Annotated in this window: 16 protein-coding genes; 10 read left to right on the top strand and 6 right to left on the bottom strand. The window is 59.4% G+C overall.

Annotated features, from left to right (window positions below; all coding sequences use genetic code 11):
• Positions 1-12 precede the first annotated feature (12 nt).
• Positions 13-1572, top strand: coding sequence for a phosphate ABC transporter substrate-binding/OmpA family protein (locus RBB29_RS10380; protein ID WP_306114326.1), 1560 nt, complete (start codon positions 13-15; stop codon positions 1570-1572).
• A gap of 108 nt (positions 1573-1680) precedes the next feature.
• On the opposite strand, the gene dnaJ is transcribed toward RBB29_RS10380, so the two are convergent.
• Both dnaJ and dnaK read right to left on the bottom strand, forming a co-directional pair.
• Entirely contained in the window at positions 1681-2829 is a 1149-nt protein-coding gene (gene dnaJ, locus RBB29_RS10375; RefSeq protein ID WP_306114327.1) for a molecular chaperone DnaJ, read from the bottom strand.
• Positions 2830-2911: 82 nt separating this feature from the next.
• The gene (gene dnaK / locus RBB29_RS10370) at positions 2912-4822 is read right to left on the bottom strand and encodes a molecular chaperone DnaK (protein WP_306114328.1); all 1911 of its coding nucleotides are present in this window, start codon (positions 4820-4822) and stop codon (positions 2912-2914) included.
• Between the two features lie 207 nt (positions 4823-5029).
• Here dnaK and RBB29_RS10365 point away from each other — a divergent pair, with 207 nt between their 5' ends.
• On the top strand, positions 5030-5638 hold the full coding sequence (locus tag RBB29_RS10365) for an alpha-ketoglutarate-dependent dioxygenase AlkB (protein ID WP_306114329.1): 609 nt from the start codon (positions 5030-5032) through the stop codon (positions 5636-5638).
• Between the two features lie 57 nt (positions 5639-5695).
• Here RBB29_RS10365 and RBB29_RS10360 read toward each other — a convergent pair whose 3' ends face one another.
• Both RBB29_RS10360 and RBB29_RS10355 read right to left on the bottom strand, forming a co-directional pair.
• On the bottom strand, positions 5696-6844 hold the full coding sequence (locus RBB29_RS10360) for a CAP domain-containing protein (protein WP_306114330.1): 1149 nt from the start codon (positions 6842-6844) through the stop codon (positions 5696-5698).
• Between the two features lie 387 nt (positions 6845-7231).
• Positions 7232-8053, bottom strand: coding sequence for an ABC transporter permease (locus RBB29_RS10355; RefSeq protein WP_306114331.1), 822 nt, complete (start codon positions 8051-8053; stop codon positions 7232-7234).
• Between the two features lie 129 nt (positions 8054-8182).
• On the opposite strand from RBB29_RS10355, the gene cysQ reads away from it, so the two are divergent.
• The 8 genes from cysQ (at position 8183) to RBB29_RS10315 (ending at position 17285) form a co-directional block, all read left to right on the top strand.
• The gene (gene cysQ, locus RBB29_RS10350) at positions 8183-8980 is read left to right on the top strand and encodes a 3'(2'),5'-bisphosphate nucleotidase CysQ (RefSeq protein WP_306114332.1); all 798 of its coding nucleotides are present in this window, start codon (positions 8183-8185) and stop codon (positions 8978-8980) included.
• Complete coding sequence (locus RBB29_RS10345; RefSeq protein ID WP_306114333.1) at positions 8980-9780, top strand: 3-deoxy-manno-octulosonate cytidylyltransferase; 801 nt, start codon at positions 8980-8982, stop codon at positions 9778-9780. Before cysQ ends, RBB29_RS10345 begins: the two co-directional genes overlap by 1 nt.
• 185 nt (positions 9781-9965) lie before the next feature.
• Positions 9966-10859, top strand: a complete 894-nt coding sequence (gene galU / locus RBB29_RS10340; protein ID WP_306114334.1) for a UTP--glucose-1-phosphate uridylyltransferase GalU — start codon at positions 9966-9968, stop codon at positions 10857-10859.
• 18 nt (positions 10860-10877) lie between these two features.
• Positions 10878-11861: a UDP-glucose 4-epimerase GalE gene (gene galE, locus RBB29_RS10335; RefSeq protein ID WP_306114335.1), complete on the top strand. Its 984-nt coding sequence runs from the start codon at positions 10878-10880 to the stop codon at positions 11859-11861.
• 51 nt (positions 11862-11912) lie between these two features.
• A complete protein-coding gene (locus RBB29_RS10330; RefSeq protein ID WP_306114336.1) occupies positions 11913-12932 on the top strand; it encodes a glycosyltransferase family 2 protein in 1020 nt (339 codons plus the stop codon).
• 218 nt (positions 12933-13150) lie between these two features.
• Positions 13151-14137 (top strand): glycosyltransferase family 2 protein, encoded by a 987-nt coding sequence (locus RBB29_RS10325; protein WP_306114337.1) that lies wholly within the window; start codon positions 13151-13153, stop codon positions 14135-14137.
• Between the two features lie 16 nt (positions 14138-14153).
• Positions 14154-15851 (top strand): beta-1,6-N-acetylglucosaminyltransferase, encoded by a 1698-nt coding sequence (locus RBB29_RS10320; protein WP_306114338.1) that lies wholly within the window; start codon positions 14154-14156, stop codon positions 15849-15851.
• Between the two features lie 6 nt (positions 15852-15857).
• Positions 15858-17285, top strand: coding sequence for a sulfotransferase family 2 domain-containing protein (locus RBB29_RS10315; protein ID WP_306114339.1), 1428 nt, complete (start codon positions 15858-15860; stop codon positions 17283-17285).
• Between the two features lie 9 nt (positions 17286-17294).
• Here RBB29_RS10315 and RBB29_RS10310 read toward each other — a convergent pair whose 3' ends face one another.
• Together RBB29_RS10310 and hpf are read right to left on the bottom strand one after the other, a co-directional pair.
• Complete coding sequence (locus RBB29_RS10310) at positions 17295-17759, bottom strand: PTS sugar transporter subunit IIA (protein WP_306114340.1); 465 nt, start codon at positions 17757-17759, stop codon at positions 17295-17297.
• A gap of 51 nt (positions 17760-17810) precedes the next feature.
• Positions 17811-18374, bottom strand: a complete 564-nt coding sequence (hpf, locus tag RBB29_RS10305) for a ribosome hibernation-promoting factor, HPF/YfiA family (protein ID WP_306114376.1) — start codon at positions 18372-18374, stop codon at positions 17811-17813.
• Positions 18375-18499: the final 125 nt, after the last annotated feature.

Raw genomic sequence — 18499 nt, 5'->3', positions numbered from 1 at the left:
GGGGGTCTTTTGATGAAAATTCTGCGTGCGGTGGGCCTCGCCGCACTTCTCTCCGTTTTCGGTCTCGGGATGGCGGTGGCACAGGATGTCACGCTCAAATCGCATGATGGCGATGTCGAGATTTCGGGGAACCTTCTGGGGTTCGACGGAGAGTTCTACCGGGTCGACACGATCTATGGCGAACTGACGGTGGATGGCTCCGGGGTGCTTTGCGAAGGCCCTGGGTGTCCAAACCTGGAAAACTACATCGCGCGGGTGACGTTTTCGGGTGCACCGACGGTGGGCCGTGTCCTGATGCCCGCGTTGATCGAGGCCTTTGCCATCCGCGGCAATTACGATATGCGGCGCGAGACTTTGCCTGATGGGCAGTTCCTGATCTCGCTGGCCAGCAAGGCGGATGCAGCGGTGCTGGGGGAATTCACTTTCAAGCTGACCAACACCGATGAAGGGTTTGCCGATCTTCTGGCTAATGAAGCCGACATCGCGATGACCCTGCGCGAGGCCCGGTCGGACGAGATCCAACGCGCCCGTGACGCCGGGTTGGGCAACCTCACGGCGACCGGGCGCAGCCGCGTGATGGCGCTCGACGCTCTGGTGCCGGTCGTCGCACCCAGCAATCCGATCCAGGCGATCACAACACCGCAACTGGCGCAGGTTCTGTCGGGCGAGATCGACAACTGGACGGTGCTTGGCGGACCAAATGCCCCGATCAGCGTACATCTGCACGATGCGCGGTCCGGCCTGGGACAGGCCACGGTCGATCGCCTCTTGGCCCCGCAACGCCTTGATCTGGTGGAGGGGGCCGTGCGGCATGCGGACAGCCGTGCCCTTGCCAGCGCGGTGGCGGACGATCCCTTTGCCCTCGGCGTCACAAGCCGATCCGAAGTCGGCAACACCTGGGAGCTTGGCCTCAAGGGCGAATGCGGTTTTGCCCTCAAGGCGACGCGCCGCGCGGTCAAGACCGAGGACTATCCCCTGACCGCGCCCATGTTCCTTTACCTGCCCGCGCGGCGGTTTCCCAAGCTCGTGCGCGAGCTCCTGGCCTATATGCGCGACCCGTCTGCACAACTGGTGATCCGGCGGGCGGGCTTTGTCGATCAGGCACCGGAAGAGATCGAAATCAACGAACAGGGCGACCGGTTTGCCAATGCCATCCTGCGCGCCGGGGACGAGGTTCGCCTGGCAGAACTGCAACGGATGGTAACGACCTTGGCACCGTTGAGGCGGCTCACGACAACATTTCGTTTCGAGGCCGGCTCGGCCCGGTTGGATGCACAATCGCGTTCCAACGTGCAGCAATTGGCGCGGGCGCTGGAGGTCGGCCTCTACGATGCGCGACGGCTGGTCTTTGTTGGCTTCAGCGATGGTGAGGGCGCTGCCTCGGCAAACCGCCAGATCGCCATGCGCCGCGCCAAAGCGGTGCAGGGCGCGGTGGTCCGGGCAGCCGAAACCGCCAATCTCGACCGTATCAACCTCGGCGTCGAAGCCTTCGGAGAAGCCATGCCCATGGCCTGCGACGACAGCGCCTGGGGGAGACAGGTCAACCGCCGCGTTGAGGTTTGGGTACGGTAAAATACAGGGTTTTCATATACTTATGATTCCACCAGCATCGTTCTTTCGAGATGCAAAAAAGGGCGCATGATCCTCATACGCCCTTGGTCTTTCGCCCGTCACGCGGGATCAGCTTTTCATCGAATCCCAGAAGGATTTGACCGAGGAGAAGAAGCTCTTGCTTTCGGGGTTGTTGTCTTCCGACAGCGCCTCGAATTCGCGCAGCAGTTCTTTTTGCTTCGACGTCAGGTTGACAGGCGTTTCCACGGCGAGTTCGATCATCATGTCGCCGTTGGAGCCGCCGCGCAGCGCAGGCATGCCTTTGCCGCGCAGCCGCATTTGACGGCCTGATTGGCTTCCCGCAGGGATTTTCACCCGGCTGCGACCGCCATCAATCGTCGGCACCTCGATATCGCCCCCGAGGGCGGCGGCGGACATCGACACGGGCACGCGGCAGAAAAGGTGGTTTTCCTGCCGCTCGAAGAGCTCATGCGGCGCCACATCGATGAAGATATAGAGATCGCCCGGAGGACCACCGCGCATCCCGGCCTCGCCATTCCCGGCAAGACGGATTCGGGTGCCGGTTTCGACGCCGGCGGGAATGTTGACGCTCAGCGCGCGGTCCTTTTCGGTGCGGCCATGCCCCTGACAGGATTTGCAGGGGTTGTTGATGATCTGACCCAGACCCGAACAGGTGGGGCAGGTGCGCTCGACCGTAAAGAACCCTTGCTGCGCGCGGACCTTGCCCATGCCCGAACAGGTCGGGCAGGTGGATGGCTCCGCACCACCTTCGGCACCTGATCCGTCACAGGCCTCGCATTGCACGGCGGTGGGGACGTTGATGGTCTTTTGCAGGCCGGTATAGGCTTCTTCCAGCGTTACCCGCAGGTTATAGCGCAGGTCCGATCCACGCGCGGCCCGTTGCCGGCCACCACCTGCACCGCCGCGCCCGCCCATGAAATCGCCGAAAAGATCGTCGAACACATCGGAAAACGCGCTTGCGAAATCGCCTTGCCCGCCGCCGCCGGGACGGCCACCGCCGCCCATGCCACCTTCGAACGCGGCATGGCCAAAGCGGTCATAGGCCGCCTTCTTGTCGGCGTCTTTCAGCACGTCATAGGCCTCGCCCGCTTCCTTGAACTGCCGTTCGGAATCGGGGTTGTCCTTGTTGCGGTCGGGGTGAAGTTCCTTGGCCTTCTTGCGATAGGCTTTCTTGATTTCCTCGGCCGACGCGCCTTTGGATAACCCGAGCACTTCGTAATAGTCACGTTTGGCCATTGAAGATCTCCTTATACCGGAACGGTCGGGGCCGGGCCGGTCTCAAGCTGGCCCGGCCCCATCTGTTCCGTCAGGCGCACGTTCAAGCGCGCTTGTCGTCGTCGAGATCCTCGAAGTCGGCATCGACGATATCGTCTTCACCGGCCCCGGCCTCATCTGCCGCCATCGGCTCGTCTTCGCCGTCTTCCTGCGCCGCCTTGTAGATGGCTTCGCCCAGTTTCATGGCAGCTTCGGTCACGTTCTGGATGCCCGACTTGATCTTGTCGGCATTGTCGGTTTCCAGCTCGTCCTTGAGCGCGGCAATGGCCAGCTCGATCGCCTCGATCGTGGTCGGATCGACCTTGTCCGAGTGCTCCTCCATCGACTTTTCGGTCGAGTTGATGAGGCTTTCGGCCTGGTTCTTGGCTTCGACCAGCTCACGGCGTTCCTTGTCCGCCTCGGCATTCTCCTCGGCGTCCTTGACCATCTTTTCGATGTCCTCGTCGCTGAGGCCACCGGAGGCCTGGATCGTGATCTTCTGTTCCTTGCCGGTGCCTTTGTCCTTGGCCTGAACCGACACGATGCCGTTGGCGTCGATGTCAAAGGTCACTTCGATCTGCGGCATGCCGCGCGGCGCGGGCGGGATGTCTTCGAGGTTGAACTGCCCCAGCATCTTGTTGTCCGCAGCCATTTCACGCTCGCCCTGGAACACCCGGATCGTCACGGCGTTCTGGTTGTCCTCGGCGGTCGAGAAGATCTGACCTTTGTTGGTCGGGATCGTGGTGTTGCGGTCGATGAGGCGGGTGAAGACACCGCCCAGGGTTTCAATACCCAGCGACAGCGGTGTCACATCGAGCAGAACAACATCCTTGACGTCGCCTTGCAGAACACCGGCCTGAATGGCGGCACCCATGGCAACAACCTCATCCGGGTTCACACCCTTATGCGGCTCCTTGCCGAAGAACTTGGTCACTTCTTCGATCACCTTGGGCATCCGGGTCATACCGCCGACCAGAACGATCTCGTCCACCTCGTTCGCGGCCATTCCGGCGTCTTTCAACGCGGCCTGACACGGTTTCAGCGAGGCCTTGATCAGGTCACCCACCAGGCTTTCCAGCTTGGCACGGGTCAGTTTCATGACCATGTGCAGCGGCGCGCCGTCCGAACCCATCGAGATGAAGGGCTGGTTGATCTCGGTCTGCGAGCTGCTCGAGAGTTCGATCTTGGCTTTCTCCGCGGCCTCTTTCAGGCGTTGCAGGGCCATCTTGTCCTTGGTCAGATCAACGCTGTGCTCTTTTTTGAACTCATCGGCGAGGTAGTTGACGATGCGCATGTCAAAGTCTTCACCACCGAGGAAAGTGTCACCGTTGGTCGACTTCACCTCGAAAAGGCCATCGTCGATCTCAAGGATGGTCACGTCGAAGGTACCACCGCCAAGGTCATAGACCGCGATGGTGTGGGTGTTTTCCTTGTCGAGACCATAGGCCAGCGCGGCGGCGGTCGGCTCGTTGATGATGCGCAGCACTTCGAGGCCCGCGATCTTGCCCGCGTCCTTGGTCGCCTGACGCTGTGCGTCGTTGAAATAGGCAGGCACGGTGATGACCGCTTGTGTCACCTCTTCGCCCAGATACGACTCGGCGGTTTCTTTCATCTTGCCGAGGATCACGGCCGAGATTTGCGCCGGGCTGTATTTCTCGCCCTTGGCTTCGACCCAGGCGTCGCCATTGCCGCCGTCGATGACGTTGAATGGCATGTTCTTCTTGTCTTTGGCCAGGTCCTTGTCATCTTCCCGGCGACCGATCAGGCGCTTGACACCGAAGATGGTGTTTTCCGGGTTGGTGACGGCCTGACGTTTGGCCGGCTGGCCGACAAGGCGTTCGTTGTCTGTGAAAGCGACGATCGAGGGCGTGGTGCGGGCACCTTCCGAATTCTCGATGACGCGGGCCTGGCTACCATCCATGATGGCGACGCAGGAGTTCGTGGTTCCGAGGTCAATACCGATGACTTTGGCCATTTGACGATCCCTTCTAACTTAGGCGATGTTCCAGGACCCGACCCATGCTCGGCATCAGGCCCCGATGCGATGGCGACACCGGAATTCCGGTTGCCGCGCTTCTGGGCGTATATAGGCAGGCGAAAGTTGCCCTGCAACCGTTCCGGAGGGGTGGATTCTGCAATTTTGCCCTAAATATGCAGTTAAACAGACACGAGAGGACGCGGAATGCGGGCGCCGACCATAACCATCCGGGGATTCAAGGTATTCAAGGGCTTGCTGAGTGCGCCGGAGCAGCAGGATCTGTTGACGGCCTCGCGCGATGTCGTGGCCGCCGCACCGCTCTTCTCGCCGCAGACACCCTATGGCAAGCCGATGTCGGTTCGGATGACGTCGGCGGGGCGGTTCGGCTGGTATTCCGACCGGCGCGGATACCGATATGCGGACCGTCATCCCGAGGGTGGCGATTGGCCGGCGATCCCCGATCAGGTGTTGGCGATCTGGCGCGAATTGGTCAGTGACACACGCGACCCGGATTGTTGTCTCATCAATTTCTATGGCGAAGGCGCCCGTATGGGGATGCACCAGGACCGGGACGAGGCGGATTTCACCTGGCCGGTGCTGTCGATGTCTTTGGGCGATGAGGGGCTATTCCGCATCGGCAATCAGGCGCGCGGCGGCAAAACCGAATCGATCTGGCTGCAATCCGGCGATGTGGTGGTGATGGGAGGAGAGGCGCGCCTGACCTATCACGGGGTGGACCGGATCAAGTTCGGCACGTCATCTCTGATGCCCAAGGGTGGGCGGATCAACCTGACCTGCCGCGTCGTAGACTAAGCGTTCAGGAATGAGGGGCGCACGGACGCGCGCCCCCCCGCTCTTTTCCGACCGCGATCAGGCGAAATCGCAGTTGAAGTTGAGGTTGATCGACACGTTGAAGTCGAAATTGTCGCCACCCCAGTCGCCACAGGGGGCATCCATGTCATCATTAGTCGCCTCGTCATCGGCGACCATGGGCATGTCATCCTCCATGGGCATGTCAACGTCGACCACCGGCATGTCAGGTTCCATGTCGATCGTGTCGCAATCTTCCGCCGCGATGAACTCGAAGCTGTCGAAGAGATCATGGAGAAGATCACCGAGATCAGCCAGGAACTGCTCGACATCGAACCCGTCATCGGGGCCCTCGGCCACCGGCGGCTCTTCTTCGTCAGGTGTTTCCCCGTCCGGGCCTTCGGCGACCGGAGGTTCTTCTTCCTCTGGCGTTTCTTCATCGGGTCCTTCGGCCACCGGCGGTTCTTCTTCGTCGGGGGTTTCCTCGTCGGGGCCTTCAGCGACCGGGGGCTCTTCTTCCTCCGGCGTTTCTTCTTCAGGCCCTTCGGCGACCGGCGGCTCTTCCTCCTCCGGTGTTTCGTCTTCGGGTCCTTCAGCCACCGGCGGCTCTTCTTCCTCGGGGACCTCCTCGTTGGGGCCTTCGGCGACCGGCGGTTCCTCTTCGTCTGGCATCTCCTCGTCGGGGTTTTCGGCGACGGGCGGTTCTTCCTCATCGGGGTCTTCGATGACCGGCGGCTGCTCCTCTTCTTCCTCCGGTTCCTCGAAGACCGCGTCCGTTGCACCGAAATTCTGGGTGATCATGACGCTGTCGAAACTCTCGAAATCGCCCTGTTCAACCCCGATGCCGATCTCGTCGAAATTCGGGTTAAGAATATTGGCGCGGTGGCCGGGGCTGTTCATCAGGCTCTGGTGAATATCGGCGACGTCGTCGGCCAGACCAGGTTCGCCGCGCTCACTCTGCCAGCCGATGTTTTCGCCCCAGGTCCAGTTACCTTCGAGCGCATAGCCCGCATCGACGATCCGGTCGCCCGCGGAGGAACCGCCCTGACCGGTATGCGAGAACGTGTCCGTGTCCAGCATCCAGGTGCTGTGATCCTCGCTGGCATCATTCAATGCACTGTTGAAGGTCAAAGGGGCAAGATTGGCGTTGGTTCTTTCCTGATTGATCAGGTCCAGCATTTGCTGTTCCAGTTCATTTGCCAATGACATTTCAGGTCCTTTCTGATGGCATATTGGCCACCTTGTTGATGCGGCGGGACGTGCCCGCCACCGAGACAAAGGTTCCCCGTCCCGGTCGCGGCAAGGCGACCGGGATGACCCGCTCTGAACGGATCAGGGCGGATCGTCGGGAAAAGTTGCGTTATGCAGAGCCGGGCGTCGTGGGAGGAGTGTGCCCGGATGCAGGTCGGACGCTATGAGCGACGCCCCGGGGCGGGCAATGTCGGGCGGGATAGTGCCGAAAATAGAGCGCGGTTTTGCCGGATGGCGAAACGTCCTCGGCAAAATTCAGATGAGCCGTTTTTGGCGCAGGACGCGCCTTCGGATTATGTGAAACCCGGTGGTCTCAGCGGTGCAGCGGCAACCATCGGGTGGGGCTCAGCGGCGCGCCTCCCAACTGCGGGACGCATATTGCCGGGTATAGAATTCGCCCATCAGGCCCAGAACGATGAGGATGATTCCGATCATCACCGGATATTCGACCGTGGTGTAGCGTGGCGAGTAATTGACGAACACGAAGCCGCGCGATTGGTCGATAATGTGGAAAAGCGGGTTCCAGTCAAAGATGCTCAGCATGAAGGTCGGCAGCGTGTTCACCACGAAGAGCTTGCCGGAGGCGATCATGTTGACCCTTTGATAGACCGTCTTGAAGATCGTCACGAAACCCGGGAACCACGGCCTGATCGCCATCAGGATCAACCCTGTCGCCACGCCGGTGAACCAGGCGAGCAGGATCATCCCGAAGGCGGGGATCGGCCTGTAGATTTCGAATGGGGTGATGCCGACGTGGTAGGCAAAGAGAATGACGACCAGCGACAGCACCTGAATATAAAGGGAGCTGAGCGCGGCACCGGAAATCGACACAATCGTATTCATCGGCGCGTGCTGCATCATCGGAGAAGACGGGCCATCGGCGCTCAGCACGGCCCCCATCGCCTTGACATGGGTGAGATAGAGGAAAATCCCCGACAGCATATAGAGCAGAAAATCCCCGCGCAGTTTCGCGCCCTTCAGGCCCAGAACCGTGAACATGAGATAGAAGGCGAGGACGAAAATCACTGTGGTCAGGATATTGCTCGCCAAGGCCCAGAAGGCGTTTCCATGGCCTTTGCGCACATCGCGAACAGCGGAATGATAGATCAACTCGACGATAGAAACCGCCGAATGAAGTTTTGATCTTGGTTTGACGTGCTGGAACATGACCCCTTGCCCGTGGCTTCATGTCGATTTCTTGCACGGATTTCTTGCTGTCCCGTTAGCGTCATACCATAAGGGGCCTCGAATGAACTATCAACATGCGCAAATAGCTGCGAAATCGGGAGTTGCGATTTGGACTACGAAAAGCTCGTCACTGTGATGCGGGATCTGGCGCTGGAAGCCGGCGACAAGATCATGGAAATCTACAATGCGGACGATTTCGACGTGAAGGTGAAATCGGATGACAGCCCGGTGACCGAAGCGGATGAGGCGGCCGATGCGCTGATCTCGGCGGGGCTGCGCGCGGCGTTTCCCGACGTCTTGCTTGTGACCGAAGAACAATCCGCCTCCCACGGGGAAAGCGCCGATACCTTCCTGATCGTCGATCCGCTGGACGGCACCAAGGAGTTCATCCACCGCCGCGGCGATTTCACCGTGAATATTGCCTATGTCGAGAATGGCGTGCCGACGCGGGGCGTGGTCTATGCGCCCGCCAAGGAACGCATGTTCTTTACCCAGGCCGATGGCAGTTCGGTCGAAGAGGCAGGCCCGTTTGCGCGCGGCAGTATCGGGACACTCAATCCGATCAACGTCTCCGATCCGGACAATGGCGCCCTGATGGTCGTGGCCAGCAAGTCGCACCGCGATCAGGCGACCGATGATTACATCAACAAATATGCCGTGAAGGACATGAAAAGCGCGGGATCGTCGCTCAAATTCTGCCTGATCGCCACCGGCGAAGCGGATATCTACCCGCGTGTGGGCCGGACCATGGAATGGGATACCGCCGCGGGGCATGCGGTGCTGCACGGGGCAGGGGGCAAAGTCGTCCGCTTCGACGATCACCAACCGCTCGTCTATGGCAAGGACGGCTATGCCAACAGCTTCTTCATCGCCTATTCGCCCCGGGTCGAGTTGAAGGAAGCCTGATGAGCGTTCTGGTTGCGATCCCGGCGCGCTACGCCTCCACCCGATATCCCGGCAAACCGCTCGTGGCCCTGACGGGCGCCAGCGGCGAGAGCAAATCGCTGATCCAGCGGTCCTGGGAGGCGGCCCGCCAGGTCAAAGGTGTCGATCGCGTGGTGGTGGCCACCGATGACGACCGGATCCGCGCCGCATCCGAGGCTTTCGGCGCCGAGGTCGTGATGACCTCCGAGACCTGTGGGAACGGCACGGAACGCTGCGCCGAAGCACTGGAAAACCTGGGCGGCGGCTATGACATCGTGGTCAACCTGCAAGGCGATGCGCCGCTGACACCGCACTGGTTTGTCGAGGATCTCGTTGCCGGGCTGCTGGATGATCCGACCGCCGAGGTTGCGACACCTGTGCTGCGATGCGATGGCCGTGCGCTGAACGGCTTTCTCGAAGACCGGGCGCAGGGCCGCGTCGGCGGAACAACGGCGGTTTTTGGCCATCAGCATCACGCGCTCTATTTCTCCAAGGAAGTTGTGCCGTATACTGGCCTGACATATGCCGACGACGATGAAACGCCGGTGTTCCATCACGTTGGCGTCTACGCGTACCGGCCTTCGGCACTGTCGGCATATAGCGGTTGGCCTGCAGGCCCGATAGAATCGCTCGAAGGTCTGGAACAATTGCGGTTTCTCGAAAACGGGCGCGCGGTTTTGTGTGTTGAAGTTGAAGCGCGAGGGCGTCAGTTCTGGGAATTGAACAATCCCGAGGACGTGCCAAGGATCGAAGCCATGATGAAAGAAATGGGTATGCCCTAGTGAGGAATACCTGACTTGTAGGGAAAATGATTACAATTTACTGCCTATAATTGCGCAACCCTGCGTTTTCTGGCAGTTATTGAGATCGAAAAGACCAAAAATGTCTAATTTTCCCCCTAATCTTCACACAAACAATGGGTTTGTGTTGTACAATATTGAAACACTTAAGCATTGAGGAGCAGGCAATGCGCAAAAAGGTGACCAAGGCGATATTTCCGGTGGCTGGGTTGGGGACACGTTTCCTGCCTGCGACAAAGTCCGTGCCCAAGGAAATCATGACGCTGGTTGACCGTCCGCTGGTGCAATACGCGATCGACGAGGCACGTGCCGCCGGTATCAAGGAATTCATTTTCGTGACCTCGCGCGGCAAAGGCGCGCTTGAGGACTATTTCGACAACGCACCGCAACTGGAGCAGGAACTGCGCCGCAAGGGCAAGGATGAGCTGCTGGAAATCCTGAAATCCACCAATATGGAAAGTGGTGAGATTGCTTACATGCGGCAACACAAGCCGCTTGGCCTTGGTCACGCGGTCTGGTGTGCACGTCGCCTCATCGCCAATGAACCCTTTGCGGTGATCCTGCCCGATGATGTGATTGCAGGCGACAAACCCTGCCTGGCGCAGATGGTTGAAGCCTTCGAGGAAACTCAAAGCAATATCGTCGCCGCCATGGAAGTGCCCGAAGATCAGGCCTCCTCCTACGGTGTTCTGGACATCAAGGAAGACATGGGGGCGATCGTGTCGACCAAGGGGATGGTCGAAAAGCCTGAATTTGGCACCGCACCGTCGAACCTCGCGGTGATTGGCCGGTACATCCTGACCCCGACCGTCTTGCAGAAGCTCAACAAGAAACGCACCGGCGCTGGTGGTGAGATCCAGCTGACCGATGCGATTGCCGATGCGCGCGAAGATGGCGAAGAAGTCTATGGCTACCGCTTCAAAGGCCAGCGGTTCGATTGCGGCTCCAAGGCCGGGTTCCTGCAGGCGACGGTTGCCTTTGCCCTCGCCCGTGATGAACTTCGCGACGATCTCTGGGCGTATTTGAATGACGTTGTCCATTCGGAAAAAGCCGCGCAATAGATCCCCGGGGGGCGGGCATTGACCAATATCCTTGTCACCGGCGGTGCCGGATATATCGGTTCACATGCCTGCAAGGTCCTGAAAGCCGCTGGATATACCCCCGTCACCTATGACAACCTGAGTACCGGATGGGAGGAGGCCGTGAAATTCGGCCCCTTCGAGAAGGGCGACCTGAACGACCGCGCCCGGCTGGATCAGATTTTCGCCGCCTACCAACCCGAAGCGATCATGCATTTCGCCGCGCTCAGCCAGGTGGGCGAAAGCATTCGCGAACCAGGGCTTTACTGGCACAACAATGTCTCGGGCTCCTTGAACCTGTTTCAGGCGGCAGTGCAGGCGGGATGCCTGAACGTCGTCTTTTCCTCGACCTGCGCGACCTATGGCGATCAGGACAACGTGGTGCTGGACGAGGAGTGCGAACAGCATCCGATCAATGCCTATGGCGCCAGTAAACGAGCGATCGAAGATATCCTGCGCGATTTTGAAACGGCCTACGGTATGCGCCATGTGATCTTTCGCTATTTCAACGTCGCCGGGGCCGATCCCGAGGCACAGGTAGGTGAATTTCACCAGCCCGAGACGCATCTGGTGCCGCTGATGCTTGATGCGGTGGACGGCCGACGCAATGCGTTGACGATTTTCGGTACCGATTATGACACGCCGGACGGCACCTGCATCCGCGACTACGTGCATGTTATGGACCTTGTTGATGCCCATGTGCTGGGCGTGAAATGGCTTGAGGATCAGAAGGGCAGCCGCGTGTTCAACCTTGGAACCGGCACCGGGTTCTCCGTCCGCGAGGTGATTGAACAATCCGGCGCGGTGACCAATCGCGACGTGCCCGTCGTCGAAGGGCCGCGCCGCCCGGGGGACAGCACCAAGCTCGTCTCCGGCTCGACCCGGGCCGAGGCTGAACTCGGCTGGAAACCGCATCGGTCCACGATGAAGCAGATGATCACCGATGCCTGGCGCTGGCACCAGTCCGGGCATTATCAAAAATAGAACCGATGGGTTTTGCTTGCGCCGATCCGCGCAATTGCGCAGCGTGATCACATGTCCGGGGAATTGACACTCAAGGCACGCTACCGGTTGCGCCTGACACGAAAACGCCTGCTGTGGCGGGCCTTTCGAAAACGCCGTGAACTTCAAAGCGTGACGGTCAGAGCCACGGAAATCTCGGATGCGCCGATCCTTCTGTTTGCCACGATCCGCAACGAGATGCAGCGCCTGCCGTATTTTCTGGCGCACTACCGTCGGCTTGGTGTCGGTCATTTTCTGATTGTCAGCAATGACAGCACGGATCAATCCGACGCCTATCTTGATCAGCAACCGGATGTTTCCCTTTGGCGGACGCAACATGGCTACAAATCCGCGCGTTTCGGGATGGACTGGCTGACCTGGCTGCAGCGGAAATATGCGGATGACAAATGGATCGTGACCGTCGATGCCGATGAATTGCTGATCTACCCCGATTGGGACACACGTGGCCTTGGCCCGCTGACCGCGTGGCTCGATCAGAACGCCTTGCGGGCTTTGCCGGCCATGATGCTGGACCTTTATCCGAAGGGATCACCGGACGATTTCGAATATACCTCGGACCAGGATCCGCTGACGGTCCTGAACTGGTTTGATGCCACAGGCTACTGGTCCGAGAAACGTGGCAGGCACCGGACCACAACCACGCTAGGCGGGGTGCGGTCACGGTGTTTCTTTGGCGATGACCCAGACAAGTCGCCAACGCTGAGCAAAGTTCCCCTGATCAAATGGCGTCAATCCTATGCCTATCTCAGTTCGACCCATGTGGCTCTGCCGCCGGACCTGAACAGATGTTTCGACCCAATGGGCGCGGATGCGCCATCGGGGGTCCTGCTCCATACCAAGTTCTTGCCCGGTATCGGCGCCAGGGCGCAAGAGGACCAGCGGCGCGGTCAGCAATATACGAAATGGGCGGCACATGATGCGTATTACGATGCTCTCGCGCTGTCCCCTGACCTTTGGCAACCAGGCTCGACACGTTACACAGGCTGGCGGCAGTTGGTGGATCTGGGTCTGATGCGGCGCGGCACGTGGTAGCGTAAGCGCAACAGACGCTTGGGATTTCTACCGGATTTACCCAATCTCGGATCACGGGCTTTCCCTCACCCGGGCAACCTGCCTTATATTTTCCAAAACGTGCAGGGCGGAGTTGCGAAATCAAAAAACTTTTAGTTAATGCCAGTCAGCTAGATGTTTATGCATCGACCATTCGCGGACCGGAGATCTGACTTTTGGGCCTATGGCAATCATATCGCATGAGGTTGCGGCGAAAACGCTACAAGGTCAGGGCGTATCGCAAGCATTTCTCGCTGCGGCCGGTGGCGGACCGGACCGGCGCGATCAAACCGGGCGATGTCCTGCTTTTTTGCACCCTGCGTGACGAGATGGTGCGCCTGCCGTATTTCTTGCAGTACTACCGCGATCTTGGCGTCTCGCATTTCCTTTGTGTCGACAATGACAGCGGCGATGGCGGACGTGAATACCTCGCCGGCCAAAAAGACGTTTCCTTGTGGACCACGCGGGCCAGCTACAAGGCCGCCCGTTTCGGTGTCGACTGGCTGAACTGGTTGCAGAACAAATATGCCCATGGGCACTGGACGCTCGTGGTCGATCCTGATGAACTGTTCGTCTATCCGTTCTGCGATACCCGACCCATCCGCGCCCTGACGGATTGGCTGGACGTCAGTCAGGTACGCTCTTTTGGTGCGATGTTGCTGGACATGTATCCGAAGGGACGCGTTGACCAGGTCCCTTATAGATCGGGACAGAACCCGATCGAGATCGCAAGTTGGTTTGATCCCGGCAATTACACGATCGAAAAGAACCCGATCTACGGTAACCTGTGGATCCAAGGCGGACCCAGGGCGCGTGTCTTTTTCCAGGACGCACCACGGTTGGCACCCGCACTCAACAAGATCCCCCTGGTGAAATGGGACCGGCGCTACACCTATGTCAGCTCCACGCACATGCTTTTGCCGCGCGGTCTGAACAAGGTTTACGAACAACTCGGCGGAGAGCAGGCAAGCGGCGTTTTACTCCACGCCAAATTCATCGACACGTTCACCGACAAGGCCGTTGAGGAACTTGAACGCAAACAACATTATTCATCGGGCGCTGAATACAAGGCCTATGCCGAGCACCTGAGCCAGAGCCCAGAGCTTTGGTGCAAATGGTCCGAAAAGTATATAAACTGGCGCCAATTGGAGATCCTTGGGCTGATGTCAAAGGGGAACTGGGCATGAGAAAAGGGCAGCAAAGGTGAGTGTCGGGATCGTCATGCTGGTCCACACGGCCTTTGATCGTGCCGAGCAGGTGGTTCGGCATTGGTCTGCCGCGGGCTGCCCGCTGGTGATCCACGCCGATAAATCCGTGCCGCAGAAGGAGTACAACGCATTCGTCAACGCGCTGTCGGACGTACCGGACATCCGGTTCAGCAAAAGACACCGCTGCGAATGGGGAACGTGGGGGCTGGTGGCGGCCACGCAGCAGGCATCGCAAATGATGCTCGATGAATTTCCCGACGTGCGCCATGTCTATCTGGCGTCCGGATCTTGCCTGCCACTTCGTCCGGTGCAGGAGCTTCTCGATTACCTGGCCGAGCGCCCGCACACGGACTTCATCGAATCCGCGACCACCGCGGATGTGCCCTGGACCATCGGCGGGCTGGATCAGGAACGATTCACGATGCGGTTTCCGTTTTCGTGGCGCAAGAACAAGTACCTGTTCGACCGATACGTGGCGTTCCAGCGGTTTGTCGGCCTGAAGCGCAAGATCCCCAACGGGATCGTACCGCATATGGGCAGCCAGTGGTGGTGCCTGACCCGGCAGACCCTTTCGGCGATCCTGCAAGATCCCGAGCGCGAGACCTATGACCGGTATTTCAGCAAAGTCTGGATCCCGGACGAGAGCTATTTCCAGACCCTGGCGCGGCAATACTCCCGCCAGATCGAAAGCAGGTCACTAACGCTGTCGAAATTCGACTACCAGGGTAAGCCGCATATTTTTTACGACGACCACCTGCAATTGCTGCGCCGGTCGGACTGTTTTGTTGCCCGCAAAATCTGGCCGTTTGCGAACCGTCTCTATGATGCATTCCTGACCGACCCGTCCGGCGCAATGAAACGGACCGAGCCGAACCCCGGCAAGATCGACCGGATCTTCGCCAAGGCGGTTGAGCGGCGCACCCGTGGCCGCGCGGGCCTCTATATGCAGAGCCGATTCCCGGTGGAAACCCGCGAAAACGGGCTGACCTGCGGGCAATATTCGGTTTTCGAAGGGTTCAGCGATCTGTTCGAGAATTTCGAAGGCTGGCTTGCCAAGGTCACCGGTACGAGGGTTCACGGCCATCTCTTTGCGCCGGAACGGGCGGAGTTTTCCGACGGGCAGTCGGTCATCAACGGCGCGCTCAGCGACAGCGCGCAGCTCCGCGACTACAATCCGCGCGCCTTTCTGGCCAACCTGATCTGGAACACGCGGGGCGAACGGCAGTGTTTTCAATTCGGACCGCGCGACAATCAGGCGATCGAATGGGACATCGCGAAGGATCCCAATGCGCAGGTGTCGGTGATCACCGGCGCCTGGGCCGTACCTCTGTTTCAATCGAACGGTAATTTCTCGGACATCCGGCGCGAGGCAGCCTTGTTGCAGCAGATCGAAAGCAAACACCTGGAAACGCTGCGGTCGACCTGGTCCAAGGCGCGCGTGCGGATCTGGACGATGGCCGAATTCATCGAGGCGCCGATGGAGCCGCTGCAGACCATCATCGACGAAATCGGTCAGCAGCAGGTCCGGGGCCTGGCGGAGGTGCCGAAAATGGCGGACCTCAAAGGCTTTGGGCAGTTCCTCCAGAACCTCAAGAACCAGGGCATGCACCCCTATCTGATGGGCGATTTTCCTGTCGCGCATGATCTGCACGAACCGGCGCCGAGCAAACGCAAACCTTACCTGGTGCGATGACCCAAGATGGCCGGTAAATTCGATTACTTCGTGGTCTTTGCCGAGATGCGCACCGGGTCGAACTTCCTTGAAGCGAATTTGAACCGGTTCGCGGATATCGAATGTCATGGCGAGGCATTCAACCCGCATTTCATCGGCTATCCAAACCAGACCGAGATCCGGGACATGACCCTGGCGATGCGCGATGCCGATCCAGAACGCCTGATCAACACGATCAGGGACAAATCGAGCGGCATCGGGGGTTTCCGATTTTTCCATGACCATGATGCTCGGGCGCTGGAGCTTTGCCTGGATGACCCGCGTTGCGCCAAGGTGATCCTGACGCGGAACCCCTTGGAAAGCTATGTCTCGTGGAAGATCGCGCAGATCACGGGGCAGTGGAAGCTGACCAACGTGAAACGCCGCCGGGACAGCAAGATCAGCTTTGATATTGCCGAGTTTGAACAATATCTCGGGCAATTGCAGGCCTTTCAGGTGCATGTGATGAACTGCCTGCAGATCACCGGCCAGACCGCGTTTTACGTGGCCTATGAAAATCTCAGGGATGTCGATGTCATCAACGGACTAGCGCGGTATCTCGGCGCGGAAGATCAGTTGGACCGGCTTGATGCCTCCCTCAAGAAGCAGAACCCAAAGCCGTTAGAGAGCAAAGTCTCGAACTATCAGGAGATGGAAGAGGCGCTTGCCAAGACCGATTTCTTCAACCTCTCGCGGACCCCCAATTTCGAGCCGCGCCGCGGGGCGGCGGTGCCGGGATATGTCACTGGGGCGACGGCGCCTCTGCTCTACATGCCGGTGCGGTCCGGTCCCGAAGACGCGGTGTGTTCCTGGCTCGCGGCGCTTGATGGGGTGACACCGGGCGATCTGCCGCGGCAGTTCAACCAAAAGGCCCTGCGGCAATGGAAACGCCGGTCGGGTCTGCATCGCAGCTTCACAGTGATCCGCCACCCCGTCGCCCGCGCCCATGCGGCGTTTTGCGAGAAGGTGCTGAAGCAAGACGACGAGGCCTTTGCCGATATCCGCAAGACACTGAAGAATTTTCACAAGCTGCCCATTCCGGGGTCTTGGCCGGATGCCACCTATGACCGGCGTGCCCACCGTCAGGCTTTTGTCGCGTTTCTGGAGTTCTTGCGCGCCAACCTGTCCGGCCAGACCGGGTTGCGCGTCGATGCCCATTGGGCCTCGCAGACCTCGCTCATCCAGGGGATGGCCCGGTTTTCAGTGCCCGACAGGGTGATCCGCGAAGAGGAGATGGAAAGCCACCTGACCGCCCTTGCCACACAGCTCGGGTACGAAAATCCACCGCGGCCGGTTCAGCCCGCGCCGGACACACCCTTCCCGCTTTCCGAGATCTACGATGACGAGATCGAAAGCCTGACGAAAGCGGCTTATCAGCGCGACTACATGATGTTCGGGTTTGAAGCCTGGCAGTAGCGGCGGATCTTACGCCGCCTGCACCGCCTGCGATTCCGTCACGATGGTATAAAGCGTCGCCGGATCCTGGTTCGCCCGCAGTTTGGCACAGATGGATTGATCGCGCAGGGTGCGGGAGACCAATGCAAGCGCCTTGAGGTGTTCGACACCGGCCTCGCGCGGGGCGAAAAGCGCGAAGGCCAGATCAACAGGCTGGCGGTCAACCGCATCGAAGTCGATCGGTGTATCAAGCAGAACGAGCGCGCCCACGACCTTTTCAAGCCCGTCGATCCGTGCATGCGGCAAGGCCACGCCTTTCCCGACGCCGGTTGGGCCAAGGCTCTCCCGTTCATGGAGCGCCTCGACGGCAGAGGAATGATCGACGCCATAGGCCTGTTCGGCGATGCCGCCGATTTCATGCAGCAGGCGTTTCTTGCTGCTGGCGGACGAAAGAACCCGCACGGCCTCTGGTTTGAGGATAACTGACATTGTCATATTTTCTTGTCGCTCCGACAGGATCAGAGCGACATTGCCCAAACCCCAGATTTACGGATCAATCCAGCCGATGTTCCCGTCATCGCGACGGTACACCACGTTCAATCCATCCTTGCCCTCTTTCCGAAAAACCAGAACAGGGGCACCCGCCAGCTCCATCTGCATCACGGCTTCACCTACCGACAGAGACGGGATGTTGGTTTCCATCTCTGCGACGATGATCGGTTGCAGGCTATCGGGTTCTGATTCTGCTTCTTCGCCTTCCGAGGCGAGGATATAAGAGGAGGCTCCGGAGATTTCAACCGGTTCTGACCGATTGTTGTGATGATCTTTCAACCTACGCTTGTATCGACGGAGCTGTTTTTCCATCTTGTCACAGCAGGAATCGAACGCCGCATAGATTTCATGCGCATGGGCCTTGGCCTGCGCGGTCAGACCGGTGGAAAGATGAACCACGGATTCGCAAACGAATTCGCTGGCGCTTTTCGAGAAGGTGACATGGGCGTCTGTTGGACGTTCTGCATATTTCGCCACTGCCGCGCCCAGTTCGTCCTTTACGTGGATTTGCAGCGCCTCGCCGATGTCGATCTGTTTTCCACTGATTTGATAGCGCATCTTGTCTCCTTCATATGACAGTTCGGCAGCGGGCGGGGTGCCAGGCACCTTCCCGAAATTCAGCTCCGAATGCAGAAAAAAGACATTTGATATGCTTGCCCGAAACCCGGCCCGACAAGCGGGGC

This window comes from Roseovarius sp. MMSF_3359 (genome assembly GCF_030733385.1).
Lineage (GTDB): Bacteria > Pseudomonadota > Alphaproteobacteria > Rhodobacterales > Rhodobacteraceae > Roseovarius.
The sequence above is the reverse complement of the archived record's forward strand: the minus strand, read 5'-3'. Positions and strand labels throughout refer to the sequence as shown.

Bases quoted from the DNA above. Each gene is read 5' to 3' on its own strand.
- RBB29_RS10380 (WP_306114326.1), top strand. From the start codon at position 13: ATGAAAATTCTGCGTGCGGTGGGCCTCGCCGCACTTCTCTCCGTTTTC.
- dnaJ (WP_306114327.1), bottom strand. From the start codon at position 2,829: ATGGCCAAACGTGACTATTACGAAGTGCTCGGGTTATCCAAAGGCGCG.
- dnaK (WP_306114328.1), bottom strand. From the start codon at position 4,822: ATGGCCAAAGTCATCGGTATTGACCTCGGAACCACGAACTCCTGCGTC.
- RBB29_RS10365 (WP_306114329.1), top strand. From the start codon at position 5,030: ATGCGGGCGCCGACCATAACCATCCGGGGATTCAAGGTATTCAAGGGC.
- RBB29_RS10360 (WP_306114330.1), bottom strand. From the start codon at position 6,844: ATGTCATTGGCAAATGAACTGGAACAGCAAATGCTGGACCTGATCAAT.
- RBB29_RS10355 (WP_306114331.1), bottom strand. From the start codon at position 8,053: ATGTTCCAGCACGTCAAACCAAGATCAAAACTTCATTCGGCGGTTTCT.
- RBB29_RS10345 (WP_306114333.1), top strand. From the start codon at position 8,980: ATGAGCGTTCTGGTTGCGATCCCGGCGCGCTACGCCTCCACCCGATAT.
- galU (WP_306114334.1), top strand. From the start codon at position 9,966: ATGCGCAAAAAGGTGACCAAGGCGATATTTCCGGTGGCTGGGTTGGGG.
- RBB29_RS10330 (WP_306114336.1), top strand. From the start codon at position 11,913: ATGTCCGGGGAATTGACACTCAAGGCACGCTACCGGTTGCGCCTGACA.
- RBB29_RS10325 (WP_306114337.1), top strand. From the start codon at position 13,151: ATGAGGTTGCGGCGAAAACGCTACAAGGTCAGGGCGTATCGCAAGCAT.
- RBB29_RS10315 (WP_306114339.1), top strand. From the start codon at position 15,858: ATGGCCGGTAAATTCGATTACTTCGTGGTCTTTGCCGAGATGCGCACC.
- RBB29_RS10310 (WP_306114340.1), bottom strand. From the start codon at position 17,759: ATGACAATGTCAGTTATCCTCAAACCAGAGGCCGTGCGGGTTCTTTCG.
- hpf (WP_306114376.1), bottom strand. From the start codon at position 18,374: ATGCGCTATCAAATCAGTGGAAAACAGATCGACATCGGCGAGGCGCTG.